The sequence below is a fragment of the Nocardia aegles genome (assembly GCF_052545135.1).
In genome coordinates, this window is record NZ_JBQWRI010000002.1 from 563716 (window position 1) to 585905 (window position 22190).

The window sequence follows — 22190 nt, forward strand, 5'->3', positions numbered from 1 at the left end:
GCTGCTGCCGACTCGGTCCCGCAGGGTGTCGGCGAACGATATACCGCGCCAATGCGGTGCAACCACAAAGGAAGGTCGACGATGCAGAACTCCGAATCGAATACGCTCGAGCAAGCGCCCCCCACGGCGGCGCCCCGGTCGCTCGAGGATTTGATTGTGGCCGCGGGTGATCCCGTGACCCTGCTCCGTACGAACAAGCTCGGCCCGTACGTGTTCCCCGGGGTGCCGCCCGAGTTCACCAACTGGCGCAGCGAGCAGCGAGCCTGGATGGAGGGCGTCGCGCTGCTCGAGCTCTCCTACCACATGGACGAGCTGCACCTACGGGGTACCGAGGTGATTCCCTTCCTGTCCGAATTGGTCGTGAACAAACTCGACCCGTTTCCGGTCAATCGCGCCAAGCAGATCGTAATGCCGAACCCGCGGGGACAGCACATCTGGGACGGCATCCTGTTCCGCGAGGAACAGGAGTTCTTCCGGATGGTCAACAGCGTCCCCTGGCTCCAGTTCCACCTGGAGCAGACCTCCTACGATGTCGAGGCGACCTTCGAACCGAGCTGGAATATCGCCGAGCGTCCGCGCGACGTGTACCGGATCCAGCTGCAGGGACCCTCCGCGCTACCGCTGCTCGAAGAGGTGACCGGCGGGCCACTGCCGGAGATCAAGTTCTTCGCGATCGGCGAATTCCAGATCGGGGGCAAGCACGTGCGCGCGTTGCGGCACGGCATGGCAGGCACTCCGGGCTTCGAGATCTACGGCCCGTGGGACGATCAGCACGCGGTGCGTGAGACCCTGATGCTCGCCGGAGAGAAATACGGTATCCGCAGGGTCGGTGAGAACGCATACGGGCCGACGGCCCAGGAGTCCGGGTGGATGCCCCTCCCGGTGTCGGCGATCTACACCGGCGACGATCTGAAGGCCTATCGGCAATATCTCACCGAGTACCACCTTCCCTCGATCGCCTCCCTGGGCGGAAGCTTCGTTTCCGACGATATCGAAGATCACTACGTGGATCCGATCGAGCTCGGATACGCCGGCCACATCGACTTCGACCACGACTTCGTCGGTCGTGACGCGCTGCTGCATCGGATGAAGAATCAGCGGCGCACGAAGGTCACGCTGGTATGGAACCCGGACGATGTGCTGGATGTGCAGCGCGCGGCGCTGTTCGGTGACCGCCCGGCGCGCTACATCAACACCCCGCACACCACCTACGCCACACACCTGAACGACAGCGTGGTTCGCGACGGTCGAAACGTCGGCATCTCGATGCAGGGTTCGTACTCCGCCAACGCGAGAGCCTACATCTCCAATGCCCTGGTCGATATTCGCGACGCCGAGCCCGGCACCGAACTCACGCTGCTGTGGGGCGAACCGAACTCCGTGCGCCCGATCGTCGAGGAGCACGAGGTCCGCGAGATCCGGGTAACGGTCGCTCCGGCGCCGTACTTCGAGAAGAAGATCAAGACACGGGACTGACAGCCGCAGATTCACCGATGCATGCCCCGCCGAGCCAGGTTTTCCGCCGCTCGGCGGGGCATTGTGTTCGGAACCGGAATTAGACATCCGCGGCAGGAAATGGTTAACGGGTTCTTCACAGAAATGCCCTACACGGCAATGCCGGGAGAATATCCTGAACCGGTATTCCAATCGGACGAAGTGGTGGAGAAAATGATGGGTGAGCGGAAAGGCGACTGTTATCTCGACCGGGTGGTGCGAATCCTGGAGGCATTCGGGCCGGGCGATCGGTCACTCGGCGTATCGGATATCGCGCGCCGGAGCGGGCTGCACATCGCCACTGCGTCCCGCATCGCCGCGAGCCTCGTCGACTCCGGCCTGCTCGAGCGCGATCCGGATCGGCGGCTGCGCGTCGGGCTCCGCCTCTGGGAGCTCGGGGTGCGGGCCTCGCCCGCGCTCGAGTTGCGGTCCGCGGCACTACCGGTGATGGAGGATCTGCACACGGTGGTCCGCCAGCACGTGCAGCTCAGCGTGCGTGAGGGCGAGGAAGTGCTGTTCCTCGACCGGCTGTCGGCGCCCGGTGCCGTGTCCCCGTTCAGCCGGATTGCGGGCCGGCTTCCGCTGCACGCCTCGTCGTCGGGGCAGGTTCTGCTGGCCTACGGTCCCCGGGACTTGCAGTCCAAGTTCCTGACCACGCCGCTGCGCGGCTACACCGCGCACACCATCACCGATGCCCGGCGGCTCAGGGTCACACTCAGTGACATCCGTCGGCGCGGGTACTCCCGCTGCCTGGGACACCTGGACGAGGGCGCGCAGAGCATCGCTGTGCCCATCAACGTTCCGCGCACCGGTGTCGTCGCGTCGCTGTCGGTCGTTCTCCCGGCAGACATCCCGGACGCGAGCGGCGCGCTGCTACCCGCACTGCATTCGGCGGCCCGAGCGATCTCACGTTCGCTGACGCCCGCCGAACGCGAGATCGAGCCGGTCGGCTGACTCCCCTCCGCCGTTGCATCGTCGCCGCTGTTGCGGCCCGCTCGAACCGACCTGATCGCCGAGCGCCGCGGCGAAGGTGACCCACTCGGCCGGGATTCCTGCCGAGTGGGTCACGATTTCTGCTCTCGTCGGAGACCCGGCGCCCGCTACACCACCGCAGCCGTGCGCCAGCCGGCCTGGTACTGCTCGCGAGCGGTATCCGCGTACGGCACCGGGCTCACCGTGGCCCGGACCGTGATCTGCGCATGCGGGCTCACCGTGAGTTTGCGGCTGCCGCCGTCGGGTTCGCCCCACACGAGCGTCACCTCGGTGCCGATCGGAACATCGGCGTCGAGCGTGGCGAGGGACAGCGCGCGACGCTCATTGGAGGTGTAGCCGCTGAACAGCGCGTACCCGATAGCGCGCCCCTCGGCGTCGTAGACGGCGTCGTAATTCGACGATCCGTAGTTGGCGACGGGGAGCTCGAAGAACTGCCCACCCGGGCCCTCGGGATCGGCAGGCGCGGCCAGCACCTTCGCGAAGTCCTCCGGATGCCATGCAAGAGTGACCTTCCGGCGCTGTGTGGCCGGGTCGATCGCCTCGAGCGCAGCGCGACCGATGAAGTCGTGATCGAACTTGATGAACGATCCGTAACCCAGCTCCCACGGCGTCAGGTAGTAGTCCTCGATGTTGTCCGACACGAAACTGCCGGCGAGCGCGTTCACCGCCTCGTAGGTGCCGGTGCCGAGCCACTCACGGTAGCCGCGCAGCTCCTCGCCGGTGTAGATCCCGGGCAGGGGGGACGGAATCCAGCCGGATTCCAAGGTGTTGGAGGCGTAGGTCCGGGAACCGCACGGCTCCAGGCCGAATTCCTTGCCGCCCTCGATGATCGCCTCGCGGATCTTGCCGTGCGATGCGTAGGGACCCCACAGCTCGAGCCCGGGGGCGCCCGCCATGCCGTGGCGCAAGGTCGACACCTGCTCGCCGGCGATCGTCATGGTGCCCATGTGGAAGAACCCGAGCTGCTCGACGGGACCGCCGTTGAGCTTCTCGATCACCTGCCACGCATTGGGGCCCTGGATCTGGAAGCGGTACAGCGTCCGGGTGACGGCCTTGCCGTAGGGCCGCGACGGCGACCGGCTCTCCACCCGCACGTCCGCGTCGTATCCACCGGCTTGGGCATGGTAGGCGATCCAGTTCGCCAGCGGCTCGCGCCCGACCGAGACGTACTCGTTCTCGCCCTCCCGGAACAGAATACTGTCGCCCACCACGTGGCCTGCCGGAGTGACCGCGACGAGCTGCTTCGCCGTTCCGACCCGGAAATTCGCGACACTGTTGATCCCGATGTCCGAGATCAGCTTCAGCGCGTCCTTGCCGGAGATGAAGACATCGGCCATGTGGTGGGTCTGATCGAAGAGAACGGCCGCTTCGCGCCAGGCCCGCTGCTCCCGCCGCCAGTTCGAGAACTCCGGCGGCACCACGGGGTAGATGTAGGCACCCAGCTGCGAATTGCGCAGCAACTCGACCGGATTGGCTGCCTGATCCAGCAGCTCCTGCACGTTTCGTGCGTTCATGATTTCCTCTTTTCCTTATTGCTGTCCCGGTGCCTCGGGTGGAGGGGGTCGGTGGGGAGCGACACCGGCGCCCCCGGGAATGCGAGCCCGTCGGATCGCTCGCCGTCATCGTCACTCGGTTCGAGCGGCAGTCCCGATCCGGTGGTGGCTCACGCCGGGCTCTTCGGATGTCGTGGCAGCTGCGACATCCGGGATGCTCGCGTCGCGTCGAGCCCGGCGTGTCGATGATGCGCCGCCGAAGGGTGCTGCGCCCAGGGTGTTCTCACGGCGCGAGAGCTGAAGATCGCTGTGCTTGGCCGCGTTCGCCCGTGCGCTCCGGACCGACCCGGGGTCGCGGGAGCAGCCGCCGGGCCGCGCCGCGACGACGAGGCTGCCGGTGATCAGCACGACGGTGGGTGCGCTCGATCGGCCCGCGAGATCTCAGGCCGTCGTCAGCTGCACCGAACCCAGGCCGGCCACAGTCGCGACCACCCGCGCGCCCGCGGGGAGCGGCACCGCGGCGGTGGCGGCACCGGCCAGGATGATCGATCCGCTGCCGAGTGGCAGACCGTAGGCCCGAGCCAGTCGCAATGCCTCGTCGAGGGCGGCGAGTGGGTTGCCGAGAATGTCCGCGGAGCTGCCCGACGCGGCGAGTTCATCCCCGACGCGCAGTTCCACGTCGAGATCGGCGAGATCGTGCGCGGCAACGGCATCCGCGAGCGGCAGCCACTCCCCGACGACGAACCCGGCAGCGGAGGTGTTGTCGGCGACCACGTCGGTCAGCGAGAACTTGAAGTTCTCGTAGCGGCTGTCGATGATTTCCAGGGCGGGGGCCACCTCGCTGACCGCGTCCAAGATCCGGGCGTTCGGGTCCGCGGTGTCGATATCGGCGCCGAGGCGGAAGGCGATCTCCGGTTCGATCCGTGGATGCAGCCACCGGGCGACGACGTCCGGCCGGTCGTCGCGGGTCAGCCGCATACTCTCGTGCAGCACACCGATGATGAGATCCGACACGCCCATCTGCTCTGCTTTCGCCTTGCTCGTGAAGCCCAGCTTCACGCCGACCGCCGGGTCGCCTCGACGGGCTCGCAGCGCAGAACCCCTGGCCTGCACCAGGTATGCGTCGTCGAGCGTGAGGTCGTGGGTCAGGCTGAGCTGGCTCGTTGCCGCGACCGCGGCGATCGCGTCGTCCAGCGTCTGCGCGAGCGCGTCCGCATCCGTCGTCGAGTTCGATCCAGCGCGGGTTGTGTTCATTTCACTACTTTCCGAGATGTTCGACCTGATGGATTCCCGCGTCCCCTCGGCGCGCATGGCGCCGTGCTGCGCGGAGATGCCGGGTGATGCCGAGGTCGAAGCGGACGGGCTTCGACGGTGCCGGCTGGGCACGTAACGTGCATAACTCACCCTAACCGCGGGTGCGATTCACCGAGCCGGTTGTCTCGCGTGGTGAGAACCATCTGTTCCGCGTCGACGGGCTGTCTCGATAATTCATGCCGAGTTGGTGATCAAATTGCGGAGGTGCCGAAATGACAGCAACCCGGCTCGACGGAGTGCAGCCGGAAACGGGCGGTCGGCGTTTCGCCGTGGTGCCGAACGCGCCTCGTGCGTCGGGGCGATACGCCCACGTCCTGGAGGCCAACGGCCTGATTTTCTGCGCCGGGCAGGGCAGCAAGGATCCTGTGACGAACATCGAGGCCGGCCTGGAACTCGACGACGCCGGAAACGTGCTGAGCTATGACATCTACGCGCAGGCTCGCGGTTGTTTCCGCAATCTCGCGTCGGTACTCGCGGCCGTGGATGCCTCGCTCACGGATGTCGTCGAGGTCAACGTATACCTCAAGGACATGAATGATTTCGAGGCGATGAACGAAGTCTTCGCCGAAACGTTCCCCGACGTACAACCGGTCCGGACGACCATCGGTGTCGCGGACCTTCCCGGCAGAAATTTCATCGAAGTACGTGCGACCGCCGTGGCGCCGTCGAATGCAGAAGGTGAAGGAAAATGACAGTAGAACCTCGTGAGGTCATGGCGCCACTGGAGTCGTTCTCCTTGGACGCCTGGCTGGAATTGAATCGGCCGAATATGTTGCCGCCGATCACCAATCAGACCATCTACAAAGGCAACGACACCTTCATTGTGATGGCCGTCGGCGGTCCGAACAATCGCAAGGATTTCCACTACAACGAGAGTGAAGAGCTCTTCATCCAGTTGAAGGGCGATATCGAAGTCGGGCTCTACATCGACGGCAAAATCACCTCACAGGTGATCAAGGAAGGCGAGATCTTCCTGATGCCGCCCCGGCTGCCTCATCAGCCGCGCCGTTCGGCGGACACCATGGGCATCGTGATCGAGAAGCACCGGCTCCCCACCGAGCGCGACGGCTTCCTGTACTTCTGCGAGAACTGCGATCACAAGCTCTTCGAGCAGTACTTCTTGCTCGAAGACATCATCAAGCAGCTGCCGCTGGTGCAGCGGGCCTTCTACGATTCCGTGGAGAACCGCACCTGCGATCAGTGCGGCCACGTCACCGAGCAGCCCGAGGGGTGGGCAGAGGAGGTCGCCGTGCTCGCGAAGGACAACGAGTACGCCGACGATCCACTGAAGAAGTTGCACGGCCGCTCCTGGTGAACGGCTGAGTCACCGCGGTGTCCGGGGCTCAGGGCGCGACGGCCGATCTCGGCCGTCGCGCCCGTCGCGTCGAGTCACCACGCGGCGGCCGCGGTGTGTAGTTCGAGCAGGCGCAGGGTCTCGTCCGCGGGTGCCCTGCCGCACCCGCACTCCGTGGCGATACCGAATCGGCGGAGGTGGCGCGCGGCGGCCGCCGACCGGCGCGCGATCCCTTCGGGGCCGTCCTGCCGGTGGACCAGCCCCAGGTAGATCTCGGTCTCCGCCGGTATCTCCAGGCGGCTCAGCGGGGCGAAGTATTCGTCGTCGTCACGCTCGATGGGCACCGGCAGGTGCACCCAGGAGATCGGGCGGGTCGCGGCGGCCAGCAACTGCTCGACGAAGCGGGCGAGGTTGCCTGCGTCGACCGGCTCGACGAAGTGCTTCTCGTCGACATCCCCGTAGCAGAGGTGGAACCCGACGTCGACGGCAGCGGGCACGAGCGCCGCCTGCTCCACCGCCCGCTCGATGACTCCGCCCCACACATCGGCGAACCACGGGAAGTTCTCCGCGCTGATCGCCTCGTACGCACTCGTCTCGATGAATCCGAACTCCACCGCGGTATCCCACTGAATGGCGAGATCGGTGTGCGGAATCGCGCGCAGGATGTCGTCGAGTTCCCGGTAGAGCGCCGCTCGGTAGACCGGCTCGAAGCGCGGACGATCCGCGGGAATTATGTACGCCGCGACGACTGCCGCCGGGGTCGGTAGCGACACCTGGAATCGGGTGCCGGCGGGAATGACCCCCTCGTCGCGTAGACGGCGAAAGGTCGCCCATGATCGCTGCGCCGCTGCCGAGTATCCGAGCGCGGGCAGCTGGATGGACGCCGGGTCCGTTCCCTCGACGATGCGGACCGGACTGATGTCATGCTCGCCCACGAAGATCGGGGGCCCTCCAGCCCGCTCCAGGCCGGGCGTGGCGGCGAGAATACCGGCCTGGAAGGAAATCCACTGCATGCGCTCGCCGACCTCGCCGTCGGGGATGCGGCGCAGCCTGCTTCCCAGAGTCTTCGCCGCGTTCCGGAACGTTGTCTCCGCGTCCGGCCAATTGATGCTGCCGACGAGATGGGCGCCCTGTGGTTGTGTCATCCCGTCAGTGTGCTGCCTCGCCCCGGCCATGCTGACCCGTCCTGCGCAATTCGGATGAAATCCGCGCACCGTGGACAGCCCGCGACGGCGCCGTAGGCAGTTGGCTGGACGGCTCTGCGCGGACATGCGGAAGACGCGCTGCTGCGGCGGCGGGCCGAATCCCGGCATGCTCGGTAATCGCCTCGACGAGTTCCCGGCCCGGCCATCCACGGCGATCGCGACCCGCGCGGTGTGGCGTGGTCAGTTCCGCAGACCGTTTCTTGACTGATCATTCTAGTTCGGAATAGAGTCGCATCATGGGCAGGGCCAAGGAGTTCGATCCGGATATCGCGTTGCGGGCCGCCATGGACTTGTTCTGGCGCAAGGGGTACGAGGCCACCTCGATGCAAGATCTGGTGGACCATCTGGGAATCGGACGAGCGAGCATCTACGCGACTTTCGGCACCAAGCACGAGCTGTACGTCAAGGCGTTGCAGCTCTACCGGGAGGGCGACTGGGTGGCGCGGCGACTGTCCCAGCCCGGTTCGGCCCTCGCGGCGGTCCGCGCGCTCCTGCATCACCTGGTCGAGGACAGCTTGGCCGACCAGGACCGCAAGGGCTGCTTCGGGGTCAACACCGCCGCGGAATGCCTGCCCGGTGACGAGCAGTTGACCCGGCAGGTCGAGGCCGCGTGGACCACGATGGAGGCCCTGCTCACCAGTGCCCTCTACCGTGCCCAGGCGCAGGGCGAGCTGGCGGCCGACAAGGACCCGAGGGAACTGGGCAGGTTCCTGCTGACCGTCATCGAGGGCCTCTATGTGCTGGCCAAGGCGCCCGAACCGCAACGACTCCGGGCCGCCGCGCACGTCGCGCTGTCGGTCTTGGATTGACATCTCCTTGCCCCCTGCCCCATTATTCCAGCTTGCCCCCTTATTCCAGAACGATCATTCTAAAAAACGGAGTGGAAATGACAACTTCAGTACCGTCCGATGCCGAACTCGCGCGGTCGCTGGCCGGCGACTTCGAAAGCCGTCACGCCGAGGTGAACGGCGTCGACCTGCACTACGTCATCGGCGGCCAGGGCGCTCCGCTGCTGCTGCTGCCCGGCTGGCCGCAGACCTGGTGGGCTTTCCACAAGGTCATGGCGCCCCTCGCGCAGCAGTTTCAGGTGATCGCAGTCGACCTGCGCGGCATGGGCTCCTCCGGCAAACCCGAATCCGGCTACGACAAGAAGACCATGGCTACCGATATCCTGGCCTTGGCGCGCTCGCTCGGACACGAGCAGGTGAACATCGCCGGCCATGACATCGGTTCCCTCGTCGCCCACAGCTTCGCCGCCAACCACCCCGAAGCGGCACGCCGGATCGCACTGCTCGACGTGGTACATCCCGAGGAGGGCTGGTATCAGTTCACCGTGCTGCCCCGGCCGGAGCAGCCGGCCGCGATGTGGTGGTTCGCGTTCAACCAACTGCGCGGGCTGCCCGAGAAGCTGCTCGTCGGCCGTTCCCGCTACCTCATCGACGAGATGATCGACTCCGCCGTGCTCGATCCCGGCTCCATCACCGACTTCGACCGCGATGTCTACGCGCACGCCTACAACACGCCGGAGGCGATCCAGGCGTCGAACGGCTGGTATCGAGCCCTGAGTCAGGACATCGAGGACGAGAAGAACTACCAGCCGCTCACCCCGCCGATCCTCGCGCTCGCCGGCGAGCTGACCTACGAATGGGTTCGAAGCGTGCTGCCCTCCAGAGCCGTGGACGCCGACATCGTGAAGATCGACGGCGCTGGCCACTACCTCGCCGAGGAACGCCCAGAGTTTGTCATCGAGCGCCTGACGAAATTCTTCGCCGAGTAACGAACACCACCGTCGTCACTCCCCTACGAACGCATTTCCGACGACATCGTTCATTGCCGCCGGGGGTGGCCGTCGCCGCGGCGTACCGGACCACCGCGGAGGGCTGCCGCTTCCCGGGGGAACGCATCCGACATCGCACGCCGGGGGTCGATGAAGCTGGTCGATCAGCGGTGGGTGGCGATGAGGCGTCGCAGTGCGGCTTGGGCGGGTGGGCCCCATGTCGGCTTGCCGCCAGGGCGGCCGTGGAGCCCGGCGTCCGCGATGAAGATGCAGGCGAAGGAGCGCAGCACTGCCCAGCCGCGGGCGCGCCGCAGAGTGGCTTCGTCCAGGGTCGGCTGGTAGGCGTCATGGAAGCGGTCGGTGGCGCCGTCGGGCAGCAGAATCCACCCGGCAGCGAGATCGAACGCCGGATCGCCGGCGAAGAGGTCGCCGAAGTCGATCACGCCGCAGATCGCGCCATTCGCGGTGAGGACGTTGGCCGGATGCAGATCGCCGTGTAGCCACAGCGCCGGGCCGTCCCAATCAGGTGCGGCGACAGCATCTTCCCAAACCGCGCGCACGGCCTCGGGATCGGGGATCAACCTCAGCTCGGTGGCCGCCGCAAGCTGTTCGGCGAACCTGCCGCAACAGCGGGCCAGTGGTCCTCCACGGTCGCGGCCGAGGGGCGCCTGCTTCGGGGCGGGTTGGTGGAGTGCCGTCAGGAAGGTGGCCAGGGTGGTGGCGGACTCTGCCGCGCGGGTGACGGGAGCTCGGTCGGCAGGCTCGCCCGGCACCCAGGTGGCGACGATCCACGGCCGCCGAAACCGTTCGGAGGGCTGACCGAAGCGCTGCGGAACGGGAACCGGCAGCGGAAGATGCGAGGCGAGGGCGGGCAACCAGGTGTATTCCTTGCGCAGCAACGCGTCCGCGGACTCCGTCGCCCAGGGCAATCGGACGGCGAGGTCGTCGCCGAGCCGCCACAGCTGGTTGTCCCAGCCACGCGCACCGAGCCGCACAGGGCGATCGGCCAGGTCGGGGTGTTGGTCACGCAGCAGATCCCGCACCAACTCCGCGGTGATCTCGATACCGGTGTGCGTCATCGGCTCAACGGTAGCCGGATGACAGCCGACCCGTTCCAACGGATCGACGTCGGGGCTGCCGCGGATCTATTCGATCGCTGCGCGATCAGTCGACGGTACCGCGCTGGAACCTTGCCAGGGTGCTGATCGCGGTGCCGCGGCTGGGTGGTGGCGAGCGCCTGGTCCGCGATGGAAATTCGGTTGTCGGGGCGGATGGTCCGGGTCGACGATGACTCGGTGGATGATGTTCCCGTGGATGGTCGTGCCGGGATCGACGCGGTATTGGTGCAGCGCCTGATCCGGACGCAGTTTCCGCAGTGGAGTGATCTGCAGGTGTCGCCGGTGCCGGTGGACGGCTGGGACAACCGCACGTACCGATTGGGCGCGCACATGTCGGTGCGGCTGCCGACCGCGGCTGCCTATGCGTCGGCGATAGCGAAGGAGAGCATCTGGTTGCCTCGGCTGGCGCCGACGCTGCCGGTCGCGATCCCGACGGTGCTCGCCGTCGGAACTCCGGGCTGCGGGTACGCGTTCTCGTGGTCGGTGCGTGATTGGCTGCCCGGCGACGCGGCCGACCGGGCCGTCATCGGCGACATGACCGAGTTCGCTACCGACGTCGGGGAGTTCGTCAACGCGCTGCAGCGATGCGATATCAGCGGCGCCCCTCCCGCCGGCGCGCACAGCTTCTACCGCGGAAGCCACCCAGCGCATTACGACGAGCAGACCCGGCGCTGCCTACAGGTGTCGGCCGGGCGTGTCGACGTTCGACGGGCTACCGAGGTCTGGGAGGCCGCTGTAGCGGCAGAATGGAACGGGACCCCGGTGTGGTTCCACGGGGATGTCGCTGCCGGCAATCTCTTGGTAGCCGATGGAAAATTGGCGGCTGTCATCGACTTCGGGACCTGCGGTATCGGCGATCCGGCCTGCGATCTGGTCCTCGCCTGGACAATGCTGTCCGCGGACAGCCGCGCGAGGTTTCACCGAGTACTCGCCACCGACGATGACACGTGGGCACGGGCACGGGGTTGGGCACTGTGGAAAGGCTTGCTCACTCTGATCGAGGCCGCAGGCAGCGACCCCGACCGCGAAGTCTCCAGTTTGCGGGTGATCGACGAGGTCTTGGCCGACGATCTGTAGTCGGCTGTGATGCTGCGTCGACGTCTTGGGTTTGCGAAATCCGAACAGGTTGGGACACCGGCCGCCATGGTGTTCCGGATCCTCGCGGAAGCGAAGGCGACGGTGCACCGGATACTGGTGCAGGACGTGCACTTTCACGAGGTCGGCGCCCTCGACAGCATCGTGGGCGTGGTGGCCGCGCTCGACGCCCTCCGGCTCCCATTCTGAGTCGGCAATGCCCGTCGAGGTCCTGCCGCGATGGACGGCGACGGCGCGCAGCACTACCGGCCTGTGCGCGCGGGAGGCCGCCTGCCGCCGATCCGGTTGCGGGCGCCCGGCCCTTACTCCGGCAGCGCTTGCCCCTTCGTCTCGGGGCAGAACGGCGCTACAACGAGCCCGAGTACGTAGATGAGACCGACCGTGGTGGCCGCGATCCCGTAACCGCCGAGCCGGGAGATGATGGCGCCCGCGGTCAGCGGGCCGAGGAAGGCGATGAACCGCGCGGCGTTGAACACGAACGCCGCCCCGGTCGCCCGCAGATGCGTCGGATAGAACTCAGGTAGCCACACCGGCATCCAGGTGTACTGACCGAGAGTGAAAAACCCGTTCACGACAAGGACGATCACGATCAACCGAAGATCATGCGTCCACAGGAACAGCACCGGCGTGAGCACGAGCGAGGCGCCGAAATACAGCAGAACCGAGGGCTTACGACCGAATCGATCGGCGAGGAAACCGAACGCGATGTAGCCCGCGATCGCGCCTGCGTTGTAGATCATGCCCGCCCAACTCGCCCAGTCGGTGGCGGAGTGCTCGGCGCCGGACGCCTGGGAGGCGACATAGGCCGGTACCCAGGTCGAGATGCCCCACCAGCCGAGTGTGGTGGTCAGGGACATCAGCGAGCCGAGGATCGTCAGCCTGCGCAGCTTCGGATCGGCAAGAATCTGACGCAGGGTCAACCGAGTGAAAGACCGCTCCCCCGTGTCGAGTTCGTGGTCGTCGCGCTCACGCAACTCGCGTCGGCGCTTGTGCGCGGCAGTCCACTGCTCCGACTCGGGCACTCTACGCCGCAGCCACAACGCGAACAGCGCGGGCAGCACGCCGATCAGGAACAGGTAGCGCCAGGAGTTGTCGCCGAGCGGCGCAATGAAATACCAACACGCCGAAGCCACGAAGAAGCCGAGTCCCAGACCGCACTGCATCAGCCCCGCGGCCTTGGCCCGCGCGTTCTTCGGCCACGTCTCGGCTACCAGCGCGGTACCGGTGCCCCATTCGGATCCGAGGGCGAATCCGGTGATGAACCGCAGCACCAGAAACGACGCCCAGGACCACGACAGCGCCGTGAGCCCGGTAAAAGTCGCATACAGGACCATCGAGGTCAGCAGCGCTCGGCGGCGGCCGAAATAATCGGCGAAGATACCACCCAGGATCCCTCCGAATCCCCAGCCCAGGAGGGTGACGGAGATAGTCAGGCCGACGAGGAAGGAGACCTGACTCGCCGACGCCGAGGGGTTCAGCTGTCGCAGCACGACAGCGGCCGTGAGGATGAGCGCGTAGGTCTCGAACCCGTCGAACAGCCAGCCGAGATTGGCGGCGAACAGGGAGCGTCGCTGCGTGCTGGTGAGCGCGCCGACCCACGATGTTCGAGTGGCGGCAACCTCTACCATGAGTGACTCCTTTCCGGGCCGCGATGCCCGGGACGCTGGAAGCCAGCTGGACCAATATCCGACATTGAGGACATCTAGTCCTGGATGCAGAACATTAGGCGGCCCGGATCGTGGCGGTCAAGAAGCAACTGCCGCCCAGCCGGGGTGCCGGCGTCCAAGACCAACGGGCCGCACCTCGGTCCGACCCGAATGGTCGCCCCACCGGTGTCCGAATCGCGGACACATAGTCCTGCCGCATCGATCGCAGAATTTCGAACGCTCGACTATGGCCCCTGCAGCGCTGGAGGATGAAATGCCGACTGGCCTAGACAAGTACGCGGACATGAAGCCGACCTAGGACTACCCGGTCGTCATCGAATCGCACATCAGAAGACAGGGCTGGAGCTCTTCTACGACCCGGCGCGGAATCCGACGAATGTGGAACTACTGCAACAAGTCCAGCAGATCGCCCGCGAGGTGGGCCGGCCGATCGCTACGCAGAATGACGCACGAGCCCTCTATCACATGTCTTGAACTATGGTGCGGGTGTGCCCGCTCGGCGCCGGTGCGAGGTCAAGATTTCGCTTGTTCGTCTTCCTCGATAACCCAGGCGGCGATCTGCGCACGGGAAGTGAACCCGAGTTTGGACAGGATGTGTTCGACATGACCTTGGGCCGTGCGCAGTGAGATGACCAATCTGGTGGCGATCTGCTTGTTGCTCAGCCCTCGAGCCACCAGGCCGGCGACCTCGCGCTCACGTTTGGTCAACTTCGCGGCGGATCCCGACCGCGCCGACTTCCCGGCAGTGCGCTGTTCCCCCAGTGCATACGAGATAGCCGCGTCCAGGCCCATCGCCCCGCCTCGCTCGAGCGCCGTCTCGAAACCGCGAGCGCCGAGCTTGCGACGCGTTGCCCGCTCATACTCGTCGTGGAAGCGCCACATGTTCAGCACGACGGTCCCGACCTCGGTTCCCATGCGCCACATGCCCTGCGCGGCTCCCATCAGAACGGCCGCACGTTCGGCGTCGCCGCGGTCGGCGGCAATGCGAGACAGCGTCTCCAAACCGAACGCGGTAATGGTCGGACTGCTCGTACGCCGGTCGAGGCGCAGCGCTTCCTCGAGCGACCGCTCGGCCAGATCCGGGTCCCCTTGCTGCCACGCGGCGTCACCCAAGCCACGCAACGCAACCGAACGATAAAAGGTCTCGCCACACGCTTCGGTGATACCGATCGTCCGGCGATATACCTCGACGGCTCGCGGTATATCGCCCACCACTTCATACGCCCAACCCAGGACAGTCACGGCACTCGTATACAGCGACCCGGCTCCATCCGAGTCGAGCAGATCGACGGCACGTTCGAGAGCGGCGGCCGCGTCGGCGGCCGCGCCGGCCGCAAGCGCGCGCAGACCGTCGGCGTAGGATATCTCGGCCTCCAGCCTGCGACTGGGAGCCCGCTCGGCGAGTACCCGCGCCTCCGCCAAAAACGCTGCGGCGGAAGGGAAATCAGCCTGAGCCGCAGCGATCTGGCAGCCCACCCGTAATGCGTTCACGCGGTCGGCCACCGACTGGGTGCTCGGATGGGCGAGAACGCGATCGAGCCAGAACCGGCCCTCACCGAACAGACCACGAAGACTCCAGAACTCGAACAGCTCCGAAACCATACGCAGCCCGGTTTCCGCCGCTTCCTCGGTGTGCTCGGACAAGCAGCACTCGAGCGCTTCACGCATATTCGGCTGCTCGCGCTCGAGCCGTGCGATCCAGTCCAGCTGCCGCTCGCTGATCCAGCCGGCATCCGCGTCCGACACCAATTTCCGGTACCAGGCGCGGTGCCGTCGACGCAGATCATCGTACTCGCCGGACTCGCGCAGCTTCTCGCGGCCGTATTCGCGCATCGTCTCGAGCAAACGGAAACGAACCCGGCGGCTCGATTCCTCCCGGATCAGGATCGACTTGTCGACCAAGGAGGACAGCGCATCCAGCACGGCGGGTTCGGACTCCGAGCCACCGGTGAGGCCGGTGCCACAAATTTCTTCGGCGGCATCCAGTTCGAAGCTGCTCGCGAACACCGACAGCCGTGCCCACAACCGCTGTTCGGCCGGTGCGCACAGCTCGTAGCTCCAGTCGATGCACCAGCGCAGCGTCTGCTGCCGCGACGGAGCGGTGCGACTGCCCCGCGTGAGCAGTGTGTAGCGGTCGGTGAGCCGAGCCAGGATCTGCTGTGGGGATATCGTGCGCATCCGAGCCGCCGCCAGTTCGATCGCCAACGGCAACCCGTCCAACCGGGCGCAGATCTGCGCCACAGCGGATTTGTTGTCCTCTTCCAGGTGGAAGCCGGGCACCACCGCCGCCGCCCGGTCGGCGAACAGGGTCACGGCATCGAAGCGCGGCATGCCCTGCAGCGCGGATTCCCGCTCCGGGTCCGGCACCGTCAGCGGCGACACCCGCAGCACCGCCTCGCCGGCGATGTTCAGCGGTTCACGGCTGGTGGCCAGCATCCGCACACCGGAACAGGTCCGCAGCAGCGCATCGGCCAACTCGGCCACGGCCGCCACCACATGTTCGCAGTTGTCCAGCACGAGCAGGACTTCCCGCGACTCGAGAAAGCCGATCAACACATCGAGCAAGCGCGCGCCCAGCTCGTTGCGCACCCCGAGCGTGGCCGCCACAACGTCGACCACCAGCGCCGGATCGGACACCTCGGACAGATCGACCAACCACGCCCCATCGTCGAAATCGCGGCGCGACTGCATCGCGGCCCGCACTGCCAGCCGAGTCTTACCGACACCCCCGACCCCGGTCAACGTCACCAGCCGGGACGCCGACAGCAGACTCTTCACCTCGGACACTTCATGGCGCCGGCCGATGAAACTGGTCAGCTCGAGCGGCAAATTGCCGCTGCCGTTCCGGTCGGTCACCATCGACGGCGGACGTGTCTGCCGCACCGACGGTTGCCGGTTCCCACCTGCGGAAGTCGAATCGGCCCGCGCTACGGCGTCGACCGAGTAACCATGCCGCTGCCGCACCTCCCGGATGGCCTCGCCGAATGCCGCAGCGGACGGCCGGTCGCGACCGTTGCGGCTCATCGCGGTGGCCACCAACGCCGCCACGTCGTCGGGAATACCTCTGTCCCGCAGGTCCGGCACCGCCTGGGTGGTGATCCGCAAGAACTGCGTCACCACATTCTCCCCGCTACGCCGCTCGAAAGCGGCATGTCCGGTGAGCGCGCAGAACAGGGTCGCACCGAGCCCGTAGACGTCCGCCGCCGCAGTCGGAGCCTCGCCCTCCAGCACCTCCGGCGCGGTGAACGCGGGCGAACCGGTCAACGTGCCCGCAGCGGTCCGAAACCCACCCGTGATGTGCGCGATGCCGAAATCGGTCAACGCCGGCTCCCCCTGCTCGGTGAGCAGAATGTTCGCCGGCTTCACATCGCGATGCACGATGCCCAGACGGTGCGCGACGGCGAGCGCGCCGGCGATTTTCTCGCCGACCGCCAGCACCTGCTCCATCGGCAGCGGACCGTTCTTGCGAATCCAAGCGTCCAGCGAATCCAGCGGGTGGTACGGCATCACCAGGTAGGGCCGCCCGCTTTCGGTGGCACCGACCTCCAGCACGGTGACGATGTTCGGCTGTCCGGTCAACCGGCCCATCGCCCGCTGCTCACGGAGGAAACGCGCTCGATTGTCTTCGTCCAGGCCCGCGGTCGACACCTTCACCGCCACCATCCGATCCAGCGCCGGCTGCCAGCAGCGATACACCACGCCGAACCCGCCTCGCCCGATCTCGACCGCGTCCTCGAAGCCGACCGCACCCAGCTCCGCCGTGACAGGCGTGATCACCTCACGGCGGGTGCTCAGCGGATCGTTATCGGTCATCGGTTGCGTGCGGATGCAGCAAATCGGCAGACACCGGTCAACATGCGCTCACCTTTCGCCACTGCCCAGGGTAACGCCAATGTGACACCACAGTGCGCGTCCGCCCTCGGGCAGCTGCCGGTGCCGGCCACAACCGCGTCGGCGGCGGGCACCACCTCGAGCCCATCGGCGATCGCGGCCGCCGCGAAGCCCGGACCGGGATACCGCTGTCGGTCGAGATCGCCGCGCCGGTCGACGCGACGACCCGGCGCCCAGCGAGCAAACGCACCAGCCGCTCGAACACGGTGCGGGCAGCCGTCCGCATGAACTCCGACAGGCCGTTGCGGGTCGCGCGGGCCGCCGCGGTGACGACACCCGGGTTCGCCGAGGTCAGACCCGCCGCATCACCGACACGACCTTGCCGAGCACCACGGCTTCGTCACCGTCGATCACCTCGTAGGCGGCATTGCGCGGCTCCAGGTACACGTGACCGTTACGCCGCCGGTACACCTTCACCGTCGCTTCTCCATCGATCATCGCCGCCACGATCTCCCCGGAATGCGCCTCGTCCTGCTTGCGCACCACCACGATGTCGCCGTCACAGATGGCCGCATCGATCATCGAATCACCGCGCACCCGCAGCCCGAACACCGTGCCGCGCCCGACGAGCTCGCGCGGCAAGGTCATCGTGTCGTCCGCGTGCTCCTCGGCCAGAATCGGAGCGCCCGCCGCGATCTCGCCGACCACCAGCACCGCCACCGAATCCTCCGCCGTCCCCCGCCGCATCGGGGCCTGCAGGAACATCCGCACGTCGATCGGACGCGACATCGTCCGGCTGCGGCGCAGAAAACCACGCTCCTCCAAGCTCTTCAGATGCCTGGACACCGACGACGCCGACCGCAGACCCACCGCGTCACCGATCTCACGCGTAGTCGGCGGATAGCCGTACCGCAGCACCCAGTCCCGAATCGTGGCGAGAATCCGCTGCTGGCGCGGCGGCAACGTCGAGGTGTCGAGATGCTCGAACGCGTCGAGCGGGTCGTATCCGGTCACCCGGGGAATGGTAGAGGGCAGGCTGCCTCAGCCGAATTTGCGGCGCAGCTGGAAGATACGGAACTCGCGCCCGCCGGAGAGTTCGTACTCCATGGCGTAGCCGGGCCAGAACTCGACCGCCAGATCCCAGACGGGCTTGCGTTCCACGCCATCGATCTCACGCACCGCGACCAGGAACCGCTCGCCCTTGTGCCGGACCGAGGCGGTCTGCGCGGCACGTAGATTCGCCGACCACGCCGGATGTTCCGAACTGCCCCAATTGGAACCGAGGACGATGAAGTCCGCACCATGCGGGACGTACAGCAACGACGTGGTCCGCGGGATCCCGGTCGTCCGGCCCGGCACGGTGACCTCGATGGACGGCAGCCCCGCCAGATCCAGGACGCCCTTTCGCCCGCCGCTCATCCGCCGGATCAAGCGTTCGAGCCGAAGCACGACCGGGGCCGACCGCATCACCCAGCGCTGCTGGGCGAGCCATCGGGCTACTCGAGGCAACGGATTCGACCCCATAGAGAAATCCTGACACGCCCCCGCTTCCGAGCGGGTTACCCGGGCCTGGGTCGAGGGACATTTCCCAGCGCGTCGCTGGCCTGGGTTCCTTGCTGCTGTGCCGTTTTGCGGTTGGCGAGAATTTAATAGTTAGATGCGCATATCTACGTATCGAAATGTGAAACGACGTGTAGAGCTGGCTCGATACCCCTTGATCGCATCTCGCTCCACGCAGCTGCGTCCAGCGCGAGCACTCGGAGATCCGCCCTGGCCGCACTCCCTCCCCCTTCGCCAAAACGGACAAGCGACCAATACCCTGTCCCCCGAGCCGCCCTCCCCCGTCGACGGACCCGCCAGCTGTTCGACCCGGTCACCGTGCCACGGTGACACGGCCCAGGAATCGCCTCGTATCGGTGGTCGGGCCGGACGATCGAGTATCACCGTGCCCAGGTTCGTGCTGCTTTCGGGTTCCGGGACTTCGCTGTCAGAGTGGCCGGATTCTGCTGGTGGAGTTGAAGTCCGACCCCGGCAAGGTCAGCCTGGAGACGCCGCGCTGGGTCAGCCGCTGGATGCGACCGCGTTCATCGCCGATCTGCGCGCACGGATGACGGCCGGGCTGGAAGGGGTGGACAGGGCCCTGATCGAGGGGAGTACCGGCGGGGCGCGGATCACCAAGCGCCGTGGCGAGCCGTGGATCTCGGTACCGAAGCTGGACAAACTGGTCGAGCTGGAGAACCTGACCGCAATCAATCAGGAGCCATCACATCTGGAGCTCCCGTACCTCCTGATCGGTGAGTACCGTACCCACGGATCCTTTCGGCCGGAGGTCGATTGCGCGGTACAGCGGCCGGTCTGCGAGCCTGGCGCCGTCCTGTTGAGCCGACATCTGGCGTAGAAGCAATTCCGCTATCGCGCGGGCCGATGGGAGTTCGTTGTGCATGAGTGCATCGGCTAGTCTCAGCAAACCCAGCGGTTGCAGTTCCCGGGAGATCCCTGCGTCAGGTTCGGTGTACCCCGCCAGCAGTACCTGCGGGCGGTCCGATTCTGTGGTCAGCACCAGCGCTATCTGGTCGACGAGGCGTCCCCGGTGCACCAGCAGTTCCACGTTGGATACAGCCGCAACATCCAGCACCCGGAGCCGTAGCAGGGGACGGGTCCGGATTGTGGTCCCGACAATCCACGGGCGGCGCAGCAGCTGCCCTGTGAGCCACGGTGCCCCAACCAACACTGCTACTACTAGCCCGACGACCACCCCTGCGATCGCTCCGAACAGCAGGCCGACGGCCCCGCCGACGACAACGGCGAAACCGAGGACAACCAGCGTCTGCTGCCGCCGCATCGCCCTGAGCTTGTCGGGAGGAAACAGATCCAGAGGGATCGGCTGATCGGCCGGCGGCAACGGGCTATTGGTCATAGCAGCATGCTTCATCTGGAGGATAGGCTGTGTCAACGGCACTACGCCGCAACATAAGTCGCGCGCTCCCGAATCGACCTCCTGTGTTCGTCCAACAAGATGACACCGTGTAGCCATGCGGCAGCAAGGGATTCGGCTATTCGACTGGTAGATCAGGAGACCTTCGCTTCCGCCGGCCCCTCGACGGCCTTGGCCAGGTATCGGTAGACAGTGGCCCGTGAGACGCCGAACGCGGCTGCGCCGATTCGGGTTTCCGTCCCGCAGCCGGCGCGGCTCGAGCAGCGGCGAGTTGGTCGTCGGTGAGGCGTCGCTGGTGTCGATCGGGATCGGGTCCTTCAACGTCTTGATGCCCACCCCCTGGTCACGTAGTTCGAGGACGATGTCGAGGCATTCGCGCAGGTTGCGGCCGTAGCGGTGGAGGTTGGTCGACACGATCCGGTCGCCCTCGCGCAGCATCTTCTGCAGTCGGGTCCAGCCGGGGCGGGCCACGATGGCGCCGGTCTTGCGGTCGGTGTAGATCCGCTCGTCGGGAATTCCGTACTCGCGCAACACGACCAGCTGGCGTTCGAGGTCTTGGTGGGTGGAACAAACGCCACCGGCGCCCTCAGACGAAGCACGATGACCATGACGCAGAGCCGCAACGCTGTCACGCCTGCCGTCATAATCATCGGGCAATCACACCTGTCCGATCCTTAGCGCCGAATCCCGGCCCGCTGCACCACTACCCCCGACACCATGAGGTACACCATCGACTGGAGGTGGACGATGACCGACGACCCCATCGCGGTCCTGCGGCGCTGGACCGATTCGGGCGGAATCTGGCGGGTCGCCGGACGCCGGACCGATTCGGTCACCGTCGCCCTCTACCAGTGCACGGGCGGCGAGGAGGTCGACCGGCTGGTCTCTTCCGATCCCGAGCTGATCCGCTATCTCGGTGAGCGAACCAGTAGCGAGGACTGAACCGCTCAGCTAACCGATCCGGTAGCCCCGGCCCACAGCCGCTCCAGCACCCGCGCGGCCGATTCCACCGAGGTGATCATGCCCACGCCCCGCCCCGCGTCGATCGGCGTGACGGCCGGATCGTCAGCGGCGAGCGCCGCGGTGAGCGCGCGCTTGGCCGCCGCGTCCAGGGCGAGTTCTTGCTCTCGTCCGGTCCACCGGTCGGTGAACCCGGTGCGCAGCACCCGCGCGGGAAACCGGGCGGGCCAAGGCAATTCCATTCCGACGTCGTACGCGCGGGTGAGCACCGTGTCGTCGCCGCGCGCACCGATCAGGGCGCGACGGCCCGCATCCGACAGGAGCGATTCCGAGCAGGCCGCCAGGCAGGTGCCGAGCCATGCGCCGCCGGCCCCGGCCCGCAGCACGGCGGCAAGATCTCGCGGTGCGCCGATGCCGCCTGCCGCGAGCACCGGGACCGACACCGCGTCCAGCACTTCCGCCAGGAGCGGCAGCAGCGACGCGTTCGCCGCGCCGTGTCCACCGCCCTCCACGCCGCGGGCCACGAGGATGCCGACACCGGCTGCTTGCGCACGTCGTGCCTCCTCCCCGCTGTAGACCTGGGTGGCGGGGACGATCCCCGCATCCGCGACGCGGGCGGCCCAGTTCAGGTCTTCCCCGAAACTCACCGAGATCAGTGCGGGACGGGCCTCGATCGCGACCTCCAGCAGTCGCGGCTGCGCGGCGACCACCCAATCGACCAGACCGATGCCGAACGGGCCGTCGATATCCCGGACGTGCGGCAACTCCCCTTCCAGCGCCCGGACCGATCCCGCGCTGCCCATCCCGATCATGCCGAGTCCACCGGCCGCGGTCACCGCCGCGGCGAGCCGTCCACCCGCCACGCCGCCCATCGGCGCGTTCACCAGTGGCAGGCGCGCACCCATCCAGCGTGCCCACGCCATCGCCTCCGGGGCGGGAAACCGTTCGTCGGGCGTCGTCACGAGTTCCATCGCAGCACACCGCGCCACGAGCGGTGACAGGCCGCCCCCCGGC

Annotated in this window: 20 protein-coding genes; 10 read left to right on the forward strand and 10 right to left on the reverse strand. The window is 66.8% G+C overall.

All coding sequences use genetic code 11. From position 1 onward, the window contains the following. The first annotated feature begins 81 nt into the window (after positions 1-81). Together ACT89H_RS07845 and ACT89H_RS07850 are read left to right on the forward strand one after the other, a co-directional pair. The gene (locus tag ACT89H_RS07845; RefSeq protein ID WP_445107842.1) at positions 82-1476 is read left to right on the forward strand and encodes a hypothetical protein; all 1395 of its coding nucleotides are present in this window, start codon (positions 82-84) and stop codon (positions 1474-1476) included. Positions 1477-1668: 192 nt separating this feature from the next. Further along, on the forward strand, positions 1669-2448 hold the full coding sequence (locus ACT89H_RS07850) for an IclR family transcriptional regulator (protein ID WP_445108252.1): 780 nt from the start codon (positions 1669-1671) through the stop codon (positions 2446-2448). Between the two features lie 146 nt (positions 2449-2594). Here ACT89H_RS07850 and ligM read toward each other — a convergent pair whose 3' ends face one another. Further along, entirely contained in the window at positions 2595-4001 is a 1407-nt protein-coding gene (gene ligM / locus ACT89H_RS07855; protein WP_445107843.1) for a vanillate/3-O-methylgallate O-demethylase, read from the reverse strand. Between the two features lie 420 nt (positions 4002-4421). Then, positions 4422-5234 (reverse strand): 2-keto-4-pentenoate hydratase, encoded by an 813-nt coding sequence (locus ACT89H_RS07860; protein ID WP_445107844.1) that lies wholly within the window; start codon positions 5232-5234, stop codon positions 4422-4424. 272 nt (positions 5235-5506) lie between these two features. On the opposite strand from ACT89H_RS07860, the gene ACT89H_RS07865 reads away from it, so the two are divergent. Together ACT89H_RS07865 and nbaC are read left to right on the forward strand one after the other, a co-directional pair. Next, positions 5507-5986, forward strand: coding sequence for a RidA family protein (locus ACT89H_RS07865; protein WP_445107845.1), 480 nt, complete (start codon positions 5507-5509; stop codon positions 5984-5986). After that, positions 5983-6609, forward strand: coding sequence for a 3-hydroxyanthranilate 3,4-dioxygenase (gene nbaC / locus ACT89H_RS07870; RefSeq protein WP_445107846.1), 627 nt, complete (start codon positions 5983-5985; stop codon positions 6607-6609). Before ACT89H_RS07865 ends, nbaC begins: the two co-directional genes overlap by 4 nt. Positions 6610-6683: 74 nt before the next feature. On the opposite strand, the gene ACT89H_RS07875 is transcribed toward nbaC, so the two are convergent. Beyond that, on the reverse strand, positions 6684-7733 hold the full coding sequence (locus ACT89H_RS07875) for a hypothetical protein (protein WP_445107847.1): 1050 nt from the start codon (positions 7731-7733) through the stop codon (positions 6684-6686). A gap of 296 nt (positions 7734-8029) precedes the next feature. Between ACT89H_RS07875 and ACT89H_RS07880 the strand changes: the two genes are divergently transcribed. Together ACT89H_RS07880 and ACT89H_RS07885 are read left to right on the forward strand one after the other, a co-directional pair. After that, positions 8030-8602 (forward strand): TetR/AcrR family transcriptional regulator, encoded by a 573-nt coding sequence (locus ACT89H_RS07880; protein WP_445107848.1) that lies wholly within the window; start codon positions 8030-8032, stop codon positions 8600-8602. A gap of 77 nt (positions 8603-8679) precedes the next feature. Then, positions 8680-9570, forward strand: coding sequence for an alpha/beta fold hydrolase (locus tag ACT89H_RS07885; protein WP_445107849.1), 891 nt, complete (start codon positions 8680-8682; stop codon positions 9568-9570). Between the two features lie 164 nt (positions 9571-9734). On the opposite strand, the gene ACT89H_RS07890 is transcribed toward ACT89H_RS07885, so the two are convergent. Beyond that, a complete protein-coding gene (locus ACT89H_RS07890) occupies positions 9735-10649 on the reverse strand; it encodes an aminoglycoside phosphotransferase family protein (RefSeq protein WP_445107850.1) in 915 nt (304 codons plus the stop codon). 216 nt (positions 10650-10865) lie between these two features. On the opposite strand from ACT89H_RS07890, the gene ACT89H_RS07895 reads away from it, so the two are divergent. Next, positions 10866-11765: an aminoglycoside phosphotransferase family protein gene (locus tag ACT89H_RS07895; protein WP_445107851.1), complete on the forward strand. Its 900-nt coding sequence runs from the start codon at positions 10866-10868 to the stop codon at positions 11763-11765. Positions 11766-11774: 9 nt separating this feature from the next. Beyond that, the gene (gene larC / locus ACT89H_RS07900; protein ID WP_445108253.1) at positions 11775-11972 is read left to right on the forward strand and encodes a nickel insertion protein; all 198 of its coding nucleotides are present in this window, start codon (positions 11775-11777) and stop codon (positions 11970-11972) included. Positions 11973-12085: 113 nt separating this feature from the next. On the opposite strand, the gene ACT89H_RS07905 is transcribed toward larC, so the two are convergent. After that, complete coding sequence (locus ACT89H_RS07905; RefSeq protein ID WP_445107852.1) at positions 12086-13411, reverse strand: MFS transporter; 1326 nt, start codon at positions 13409-13411, stop codon at positions 12086-12088. Between the two features lie 357 nt (positions 13412-13768). Here ACT89H_RS07905 and ACT89H_RS07910 point away from each other — a divergent pair, with 357 nt between their 5' ends. Continuing rightward, positions 13769-13924: a 3-keto-5-aminohexanoate cleavage protein gene (locus tag ACT89H_RS07910; RefSeq protein WP_445108254.1), complete on the forward strand. Its 156-nt coding sequence runs from the start codon at positions 13769-13771 to the stop codon at positions 13922-13924. Between the two features lie 39 nt (positions 13925-13963). Here the strand turns inward: ACT89H_RS07910 and ACT89H_RS07915 are convergent, their stop codons facing one another. The 4 genes from ACT89H_RS07915 to ACT89H_RS07930 all read right to left on the reverse strand — a co-directional run bounded on the left by ACT89H_RS07915 (position 13964) and on the right by ACT89H_RS07930 (position 20873). Then, positions 13964-17263 (reverse strand): protein kinase domain-containing protein, encoded by a 3300-nt coding sequence (locus tag ACT89H_RS07915; RefSeq protein WP_445107853.1) that lies wholly within the window; start codon positions 17261-17263, stop codon positions 13964-13966. Positions 17264-17632: 369 nt separating this feature from the next. Next, on the reverse strand, positions 17633-18295 hold the full coding sequence (gene lexA / locus ACT89H_RS07920; RefSeq protein WP_445107854.1) for a transcriptional repressor LexA: 663 nt from the start codon (positions 18293-18295) through the stop codon (positions 17633-17635). A gap of 27 nt (positions 18296-18322) precedes the next feature. Beyond that, entirely contained in the window at positions 18323-18805 is a 483-nt protein-coding gene (locus ACT89H_RS07925) for a nitroreductase family deazaflavin-dependent oxidoreductase (RefSeq protein ID WP_445107855.1), read from the reverse strand. A gap of 739 nt (positions 18806-19544) precedes the next feature. Further along, the gene (locus ACT89H_RS07930; protein ID WP_445107856.1) at positions 19545-20873 is read right to left on the reverse strand and encodes a recombinase family protein; all 1329 of its coding nucleotides are present in this window, start codon (positions 20871-20873) and stop codon (positions 19545-19547) included. A gap of 90 nt (positions 20874-20963) precedes the next feature. On the opposite strand from ACT89H_RS07930, the gene ACT89H_RS07935 reads away from it, so the two are divergent. Beyond that, on the forward strand, positions 20964-21158 hold the full coding sequence (locus tag ACT89H_RS07935; RefSeq protein WP_445107857.1) for a hypothetical protein: 195 nt from the start codon (positions 20964-20966) through the stop codon (positions 21156-21158). A 5-nt stretch (positions 21159-21163) separates the two neighbouring features. Here the strand turns inward: ACT89H_RS07935 and ACT89H_RS07940 are convergent, their stop codons facing one another. Next, a complete protein-coding gene (locus tag ACT89H_RS07940) occupies positions 21164-22147 on the reverse strand; it encodes an NAD(P)H-dependent flavin oxidoreductase (protein WP_445107858.1) in 984 nt (327 codons plus the stop codon). Between the last annotated feature and the right edge of the window lie 43 nt (positions 22148-22190).